This window comes from Photorhabdus hainanensis, from assembly GCF_018448965.1.
Classification (GTDB): Bacteria; Pseudomonadota; Gammaproteobacteria; order Enterobacterales; family Enterobacteriaceae; genus Photorhabdus; species Photorhabdus akhurstii.
On the sequence record NZ_RCWD01000051.1, the window covers coordinates 25,291 to 31,699 of the forward strand.

At 43.1% G+C, this 6,409-nt stretch carries 4 protein-coding genes; all 4 read right to left on the bottom strand.

Going from position 1 to position 6,409, the window contains the following annotated elements; genetic code table 11:
- Window positions 1-130: 130 nt before the first annotated feature.
- Window positions 131-1,126, bottom strand: coding sequence for a putative type VI secretion system effector (locus EAE92_RS21810; protein WP_214069577.1), 996 nt, complete (start codon window positions 1,124-1,126; stop codon window positions 131-133).
- A 76-nt stretch (window positions 1,127-1,202) separates the two neighbouring features.
- On the bottom strand, window positions 1,203-2,204 hold the full coding sequence (locus tag EAE92_RS21815) for a putative type VI secretion system effector (RefSeq protein WP_214069578.1): 1,002 nt from the start codon (window positions 2,202-2,204) through the stop codon (window positions 1,203-1,205).
- Entirely contained in the window at window positions 2,201-4,807 is a 2,607-nt protein-coding gene (locus EAE92_RS21820) for a T6SS effector BTH_I2691 family protein (protein ID WP_214069579.1), read from the bottom strand. The genes EAE92_RS21815 and EAE92_RS21820 overlap by 4 nt, the downstream gene beginning before the upstream one ends.
- Window positions 4,808-5,014: 207 nt before the next feature.
- Window positions 5,015-5,506, bottom strand: a complete 492-nt coding sequence (locus EAE92_RS21825) for an Hcp family type VI secretion system effector (RefSeq protein WP_036809569.1) — start codon at window positions 5,504-5,506, stop codon at window positions 5,015-5,017.
- Window positions 5,507-6,409: the final 903 nt, after the last annotated feature.

A 6,409-nucleotide genomic window follows, 5' to 3' on the forward strand; every position in this document is an offset into this window, starting at 1 on the left:
TGGATAATTCGCGACTGAATTTTCCAAAGATAAGCAATCTATTAATACCTCTACGACTGGTTATAGATAATTCCGAGTACTACTCGGTAAATCTTTAATTGCGTTGTTTTACTCCATTCTATTACTTGAGTCAGTAATAGTAGAAATAGCTTAATAAACAATATCTATCGGGCAAAACCCTTCCTTTACTGGATTCCTCGCCTGATGAATTGTTCCTGATTTCTTTAAGCTTCTTCTTTGTGAATTTCTCAAGATTAATTTCCGTAGGATTAGGAAAAACCAACACCGTGAAAATCTCCTCAGCCAGCCTGAATGTCGGTTTAGGGTTTCTCATGCAGGAAAAATAGATTAACGGTGAAAAGACAATCGCCATCAAACCCAAAAGTGAAGAGATACATTTTATATAATCAATAATATCTTCTCCGTTTTGTTCATCAAAAAGGCTCGGTATCATAAATATAAAAAATAACAGTAAAGAAACATACCAGGTACCACGTGCCTGATATTTGGCATTTGAATGAATACCCTGCTTACAACGCGGCGTCATAGAAACCACTCTTAATTCAGGATGGGCAATGGCATAAACCACATAATGCCCTTCTTTCTCTGTTACCGCTAATTCAACATAATCACCTACTTTTGCTACCGTAAACCCTAACCAGCCGTGGAATGGGATACCATTGATTTTCCCCCGCACAAAATCACAGGTATCACTCTCCCGAACCTTAGTCTGTGAATTAGATCCCGAAGTATTTCCTGCCAACGACATTAATAGCCCTCCATACAGCTCCCGTTCCTCCTGACGGGCAAAGGCAACCGGATCATATTCACGATCGGTAAAATAACCAATTACACACAGAGTTTCGAATTCTTCCAATACACCGCTCACTTTGATTAATGGCTTACCCGGCGGTAATTCCGGTGGCGGTGGTTCTTTTGCTAATATTGCATCCAATTCGGGAATTTTTTCTTTTGTTTTCTCAATCTCTTTTTCTGACTCTTCTTTACTGTCTGGATGGCTTACTATCCAGTCAAGATTAACCTCGATCCATGTATCAAGGCTGCTCCTCTGACTTTTTATTTCATCAAAGTCAATAGCCTCTTTATAAGAACGATAGGTAATCATAATCCACCCTTAATTGCATTAGCAAAACTGTTACGTTGTTCTTCATACAGTTGACTCCTATTTTCAATTACTTAAATCAGTAATAGTAGTAATAGCTGGAGTAACAGCTCTTATCCGGCAAAACTCTTTCACCCCCTTTACCAGATTTTTCTTCCCGAGAATTAGCCTTCATTTCCTTCAACTTTTTCATCGTAAATTGATAAAGATTAATTTCCGTAGGATTAGGGAAACCCAACACCGTGAAAATCTCCTCAGCCAGCCTAAATGTCGGTTTAGGTTTTCTCATACAGGAAAAATAGATTAACGGTGAAAGGACAATTGCCATCAAACCACAGAATGAAGCGATACATTTTATATAACCAAGAATATCTTCTCCGTTTTGTTCATCAAAAAGGCTCGGTATCATAAATATAAAAAATAACAGTAAAGAAACATACCAAGCACCGCGTGCCTGGTATTTGGCATTTGAATGAATCCCTTGTCTACAACGCGGCGTCATAGAAACCACCCTTAATTCAGGATGGGCAATGGCATAAACCACATAATGCCCTTTTTTCTCTGTTACCACTAACTCAACATAATCACCCGCTTTGGCTACAGTAAACCCTAACCAACCGTGGAATGGGATACCATTAATTTTCCCCCGCACAAAATCACAGGTATCACTCTCCCGAACCTTGGTTTGCGAATTATATCCCGAAGTATTTCCTGCCAACGACATTAATAGCCCCCCATACAGCTCTAACTCTTCCTGACGGGCAAAGGCAACCGGATCATATTCACGATCGGTAAAATAACCGACCACACATAGGGTTTCGAACTCTTCCAATACGCCACTCACTTTGATTAATGGTTTACCCGGCGGTAATTCCGGCGGCGGTGGCTTCTTTGCCAATATCGCATCCAGTTCAGGGATTTTGGCTTGAAGCTCCTCTATCGCTTTTTCTACCTCCTCTCTATCTTCAGGACGACGTTGAATTCTTTCTTGCTTCACCTCTATCCATGTATCAAGACTACTTCTCTGGCTTTTTATTTCATCAAAATCAATAGCCTCTTTATAAGAGCGATAAGCACTCATATACCGTCCTTAATTGCATTTGCAAAACTGTTACGTTGTTCTTCACACAACTTATCTTTCTGTGATTCAGGGTAAATCCATTGCGTGGATTGCAAATTTTTCGCTGGCTCCAAACCAAAAACACAACTCCGGCACCATTTTTGTAAATCATTATCAGAAAAATAGGTCACTAACGCTTCAACCACAAAAATTAACAGCATCGCCTGCCAACTGCATAGCCAAGCAAAAGCTTCCCATGCTAAAACCCTTGATACACCATTAAAAATCAAACCCTTAGAAGAAAGCAATGACCTCTTCACTAAGACTTCTAATAAACCCTTTAACGGTGTTGTCAATTGCGCAAAATCATAAGCACTTTTAAGACCGTAAAGGCCAATAAACTGCCAACGCCCTCTACCATTCCATTCAGATTTAAGGTCACTAATATCTATCCCCAGATTTAATGCAGAAGAAGCCGCACCAGCATTCGCCCCAATAAACTTAATGGTGTTGGCAGCAATCACATTTTCCATTCCGTATTTAACTATTGGCTCCACAATCTCCATCGCTGTACTCAGTGTACTTAAAAATGCAGCGGCCACTTGGGCGTGGCCCTTAACATCCCCTTTACTCTCTTGTAGCTGATTAGAAAACTCCAAGACATTAGAAGCTAAAACTAACCATTTAATCCGGGATTTTTTTAATACTGGCTCTCCTTCAGCGCTGTCTGCAAATTTTTTAAAATCAGACTGATATTTATTATTTTTTTCTAACCGCGCCTCAGAACCCGGTCTCTTAAGTCTCTCCAACACCTGCTGCCGAAACGCATTACCGTCCTTAAGTTGTGATACCGATAATTCAACCACCTGATCAAGCGGCACACCTGAAATCACCGATAACAACGTTTTACTCAGCATTTCATTCATGCTATCCAGCACTTTTCCCAAGCGAGTAAAATTCAAGAACCGATCCCCCAGCGTGACCAGTCGCCGGTCACAATGCAGCATGGCACGGGCAAAGGTGCTGTCGGATCTTGGTGGCTTTTCCAGCGCTTCATTCGCTTTATCGTAGGCTTCAATCAGTTTCCCGCTCAGATCTGACACCGCTTTCATAAAATCCGAAGGGGCCGCCGGTTGATGATTGTCCTTATTCAGTTTCATCTTCTGTAAAAACCCGTCCATCTCTTTCATCACTTCCGGGTTATTCAGCAATAACGAGCGCCAGATAATATTTTGCGGCGACAGCGCAGAATATTCGTCAATTAAGGTATCTAAATAAGCACAACCGGTTTCGGTCACGTTAAGCGAAGCGATGGCATAATCCACCGCCTCACGATAATTGAGGTTGTCCTCCAACCGGGTGGAATGAAAATCCTGACAACAGGTAATAAACCCACTCTGTTTTAGCCAGCTCACCCTCAACTGAGCCAGTTGTTCCAGCTCTTTCGCCACGTCGGTGCAAAGATCGGCATAACATTGGTTAAATGCCAGTCGTTTAGCCAGATTCAGCTCTGCGGTATATTTTTTCCAATCGCGGGCAACAGATTGCTCATTCGCTTCCACCATGTCACGAGTAACATACTCTCTAAGTTTAGCCTTCTGCTGATCGGAAAAAGCCTTGTACTCCTCCTGCTGAGTGACTTCAAGAGCTTTATCAACCTGCCCTTGCACACCCGCGGCTTTCAATTTATGCAGTTGATTCTCCGCACCATTCAATGAACTGTCAGTCATAAACTCAATCGACAATTCATCCACAAAGGTTTTATGCGCCCCAACGATATCATCACTCCAGCTCGCTAATTCATGCGCTATCCCTATCGGATCATGCAACGCGATTAACACCGGCGATACCGGCGCGCCATCTGCGGCCAAACCCCGCTTTTGCATCGCCCTGACCGTAATGTCCGCACATCCCGCTCGCTTGCTACTCCACGGATACAAGGTGCTCTTCGGCCTCAACGCACCGTGATAAACTTCGTAGTAGGGCGCCTCTTCTAATGTCCGGCTGATACGCGACACTTTTCGGTTGCAAGGCAGCACATATTTGCCGGAATCATTGTCACCCAGACCATAATCAATTACCCCATTCAGGTTCTCTACCGTCGCCTGAGCAATTCCGACCCCTTCCGGCACCCCGCGCCACTGCCACGGTTTCACGCACTGCATCCGCCTTTCCCGCGCTGCGCGGTTGTTGTGATAATACTCAATGGTCTCCCTACTCCACATTGAGGGAGAGAAAGCCAGCCAGGTCTCCTGACGCAAGGCGATATCCCTTAGCGCAATAAATTCCACATTAGCGCTCTGATGAGTCGGTACATAACAATCTGAGGTTTTCTGGGGCAAGACACCAAAAGGCGCACTCAGATTTTGCCATAACGCGCCATCCTCGCTGACGCTCCAGGCATCCCAACTATCCAGTTCATCTAATCCGGCACTAGCGTAATAGACATACAAAAACCCCTGCCGTAAGGCCCGCAGCGCATAATGATAGCCCGGCGCAGAAGGTTCTGGCGTTTCCGCCCACGCCGGCAAGGTTTCCGAAACATTATCAGGCACCACGGTATAGCGCACCGGCAGCAACGCCGGTCCGATGGACTCACATGTCCAACATAATGGTTCATTCATAACAACATCTCCTGGTTCTTTGAAGAAACACCTTAAATCATTAGGTATTTCCTAAATTCCACCACGCTACATGCATCGCCCTCGGTAAAATTTATTTATCTAGTAAAGGTCATCCCGCTCGGTTTCCCATTTAACAGGCACCGCAACAACACGATGCCTGTGAGATTATTCGAGCTGATATCCCCTCGTACTCAGACCATCAACTCATTACGCCTGATTGCGCTCATTCCACGCATCAGAGTGAATGATATTGCCATCCTTGTACGTCCAGGTGATTTTCTCGTAACGAAGCTCAACACGTTCCAGATGGTTGTGCTTCTCCTTGGTAGGATCTTTGATGTCATGCATCAGCGGCGCCACTTTCACCACCTTCACATTATTCAGATGAGTGATGAAATAGACTTTCTCCTGACCGGCATCATCAATTTGGTACCACTTGAATTCCGCCGATTTCAGGGTTTGACCTGTCGTCACCGCCTTATACAGATACGGACTGGACGCATCCATTTCTTTGGTGAACACCAGCGGCGCATGCACACGGGTACCGGTCAACTTGCCGGTATTGTTATCCGTCGGAATATGCAGCGAATGTTCCAGCGCCACCACTTCGATACTGCCTTCCCGGTTATGTACATCCACCGAGCCTTTGATGTCGGCGCCGCCGTCATCTTTCAACCATAAATACGCAGGGATTGCCATGCTTATGATTCCTCTATTGTCAAACGGGTAATGCCGCCCAATATCCGTGAATATTGGCGACGTGATTAAAACCCCAACCGAATAACGCTTCGGTTGTTAACCCTGATAAATTCAGGGAACAATAAATTTGACACCGGCATTTCCTGACGAAATGGTTAACCGGAATAAAATAATCGCACAGGCCTGACAGACAACTGCAATTAATAGATTCAGTAATAGCATTCACCACAACTGAATAACCTGATTCTCCTCAAGGGTGCATATTAAAATCAAGTATTTTTTTATCAAATAGCACAATTTGTTTAATATCACCGGCGAAATTCAGCATATTTAAACCAATCTTAAACGGAATGTAATTTGTTGATATAAATATGTCGCATTAATTTAAATAATATGATATCGGCCAATTACCCCAATATTTATTCGTTTCAAAATCATGATAATAAAATATATTTCTATACTATTATCAATATCTTGCAAAAACAAAAAATACAACACATGCATTATTCCACTATCATGATTAACACCTACCATTATAAACACTCAAACATGCGTAGAAAAGAATGATTCTCAATTATGTTATGCGAATGAGAATAGATTTCATTATTGAGAATGATTTAATCGATAATAGCCTTCCTCTGATTCAGAGGCAGCGATTATCCTGCCTCATCACAAAGCATTAAAGATAAATAGGAATATCATGATGATATGATTACAAAATATTGACTATCGGATGAATCACTGAACCCCATTAGATATCTGATAATAACCGGAGGATAATCGCCATTTATCGCCGCCGATTGATGCCGTCAAATAAATTATTATTCTGCCCTCCAGTCATCGTTATTTCGCTTTCTCACCCGCTCAGGCAAGGTATGTCCCCTATTCTCCTCAAAAATGGTT

Excerpts from the sequence above, each read along its gene's own strand:
- EAE92_RS21820 (WP_214069579.1), bottom strand. The coding sequence starts at position 4,807 with ATGAATGAACCATTATGTTGGACATGTGAGTCCATCGGACCGGCGTTG.
- EAE92_RS21825 (WP_036809569.1), bottom strand. The coding sequence starts at position 5,506 with ATGGCAATCCCTGCGTATTTATGGTTGAAAGATGACGGCGGCGCCGAC.
- EAE92_RS21810 (WP_214069577.1), bottom strand. The coding sequence starts at position 1,126 with ATGATTACCTATCGTTCTTATAAAGAGGCTATTGACTTTGATGAAATA.
- EAE92_RS21815 (WP_214069578.1), bottom strand. The coding sequence starts at position 2,204 with ATGAGTGCTTATCGCTCTTATAAAGAGGCTATTGATTTTGATGAAATA.